This is a genomic window from Gelidibacter gilvus (assembly GCF_004115975.1).
Classification (GTDB): domain Bacteria; phylum Bacteroidota; class Bacteroidia; order Flavobacteriales; family Flavobacteriaceae; genus Gelidibacter; species Gelidibacter gilvus.
In genome coordinates this window covers 1-2,711 of sequence record NZ_SDDZ01000028.1, presented here as the reverse complement: position 1 = coordinate 2,711, position 2,711 = coordinate 1, and the positions used below count along the sequence as shown (strand labels likewise).

The window sequence follows — 2,711 nt, the reverse complement described above, 5'->3', positions numbered from 1 at the left end:
CGACTAAAAGTTTAGTCTCTAAAGTTACTTTTTGGTAGCTTTTTTTTAGCCAGTGTTCTTTTTGTGTTTTCATAAGTGACTGTAATTAATTGATTAATTTTTAGTCAACCTATTTCAGGAAAGTACATTTATTAAATGACGCACGTTGTTGTGTATGGACCGTTGCGTGTGAAAGCACGAACCATTAAAGATACAAAACTACGCTGGAAAATTCCCAAGAATTTTCCAGATGAGCACAGACCCAGCAATGGTTTATACACGGTGTGCCTGTTGCACAACTCTGTTGATAAAGTTAATTGAATAAAGCATTATCAGGCTAAGAATTTCATAATTTGATGGTATGCAAGGCAAAAAGACATATCAAGAAAAGTTGTTCACGCAGTTTTTACTGAGTGAACGTGTTCCCGAACAGAACTTCTACCGACAGCTTAAAAGTGTACTAGACTTAGATTACCTCTACAAGCTGACCGAACCGTTTTACGGCACCACTGGTCAAAAAAGTATTGACCCCATTGTGTTTTTCAAACTGTGTTTGGTCGGTTATCTGGAAAACATCATTAGCGACAGAAAGCTCATCCAACATTGCAGTATGCGTTTGGATATCCTGTTTTTCATCGGTTATGATTTGGAAGATGAGATGCCTTGGCACTCCACGATAAGCCGTACGCGGCAACTTTTTCCCGAGTATATCTTTGAGGAGGTCTTTACCAATGTCCTTCAGATGTGCATCGAAAAAGGCATGGTAAGCGGGCATACCCAGGCCATAGATTCTGCACCAATAAAAGCCAATGCCTCAATGGACAGTCTGGAACTGAAAGTGCCCGAGGAAGATCTGGCGGCACACTTATCGAAGATCCGACATATCAGTGCAATGGATAAAGAGGTTCCAATACGAAAGAGCAAAGAGAACAAGGCCGGCAAGGAGCAGCAGACCATCAGTGCGAACAAGCAAGAACTTGGAGCGATCAAGAGCCGTAACATAAAGTGGGCGAACGATCAGGACCAGCGCCAGGGAGCAGGCAACAAGGGCAGTAAGTACACCAGCAACAAAACGCATTACAGTCCCACGGATCCCGATGCGCGCATCAGCGTCAAGCCAGGGAAAGCGAGGAAGCTCAATTACATGAGCCAGTTGAGCGTGGACACGGGACACCATGTCATCACGGATATCCATGCCTATCATGCCGATAAAAAGGACAATCAATATTTACAGGATATTGTTGCACGCCTAAAGCCACGACTGAACCAAGCGGGATTGATATGGCGGAACTGTGTGGCCGATACAGGTTATAGCAGTGGAGAGAACTATGCATTTTTGGAACAGGTCAGTTTACAGAGTTTTATTCCGCCCCACGGCACCTATAAAGGTGGGCCGGACGGTTTTGAATATAATGAAGAACATGACCATTATGTCTGTCCTCAGGGAGAGATCATACCCTTTAAAAAGGTATTCAGCGACTCCCGAACGGAAACATTAAAAAGGGAATACCGCGGTTCTACATACCAATGTAGGGACTGTCCGATAAAGGCAAGTTGTTTGGGCAGGACGGCCAAGGAGAAGAAGTTCTCGGTGACCTACTTTAGGGAGGAATATGAGCGCAATATTGAACGGGTCAACAGTCCGCAGGGGAGGTATATGAAGGGCAAACGACAAAGTACGGTCGAACCTGTTTTTGGGACGCTCACCCAGTTCATGGGACTGAGAAAGATAAATACCATAGGCATATCCCAGGCAAACAAGGTCATGCACTTGTCCGCTATGGCCTACAATATTAAAAAGTACCTGAAGTTCACGCAAAAACTGACAAAAAGTAGTGCTAAGGCACTTGGCTTTTTATTTAATAAAATAAAGGGGTTCCAGAACTTGATAAACTTGTATTTAAGCTATCCGGAATATTGTTAAACCACCTCATTAAAAAACCAGAAAGCCCTTAAGAAGGGCTTAAATGAGTTCGATTTTAATGAATTTATGGGGTTGTGCAACGATTACCGGTGTTGCCACCCGTTTTTTACTTTTCCCACGCACAGTTTTTCACGTCAGATTTGATTCCGACGTTTTGTTCTTTAAAAGTCCAAATTAGTTAATTTCAGTTAAATTTTTTTATGGTTTTCCGTATTTCAGATTAAATTTCGTCGATAAGCACAGATTTTCGGACTTACACTTAAAAAACCAAAAAAAAATTTCGATTCCTTTCCACAAGATTTTTTCCGTGCGAGTAAATTTCGGCGAAATGTTTTTCGGTTCAGTTTTTTTTTTCCGCAAAGATTTTTACGTTTCAGTTCCTCCCGAAACTTCGGGGTTGCTTTTTCAATTTCGGTATTTTTTTTCGTCCGCAAAAAATCCGTTTCCATTTGGTTTAGGATTCAGTTCAGTTTGTCAATTCCACTTTTAATAATTTCCGCTTTGGATTTTCGTTTCAGAGTTTATCCGTTGATTTTCAATTTCAGCAGAATTTTTCTTTAATGGGTGGCAACGAGTTTGTGTATGGTTAGTTGCGTGGTTTAGCGAGTAAGTTAACAAAAAGGCACGAGCCTGAGAATATTCCGAAGGAATATTCCAGATAAGCACTGACCTAGCAATTAATTATACACGGCTTAAGTTTGATTTTTAATAAATCAGTTAACTTTAAGCATTAATCAGAAAGAACAAAAGAGCGGAGTAAGGTTACTATACACGGTGAAGCTTTAGACTTCGGCAACATTGATAATCC

General features: G+C 41.2%; 1 protein-coding gene. It reads left to right on the top strand.

Going from position 1 to position 2,711, the window contains the following annotated elements:
* Nucleotides 1-340: 340 nt before the first annotated feature.
* Nucleotides 341-1,903: an IS1182 family transposase gene (locus ESZ48_RS19115; protein ID WP_129019103.1), complete on the top strand. Its 1,563-nt coding sequence runs from the start codon at nucleotides 341-343 to the stop codon at nucleotides 1,901-1,903.
* Nucleotides 1,904-2,711 lie beyond the last annotated feature (808 nt).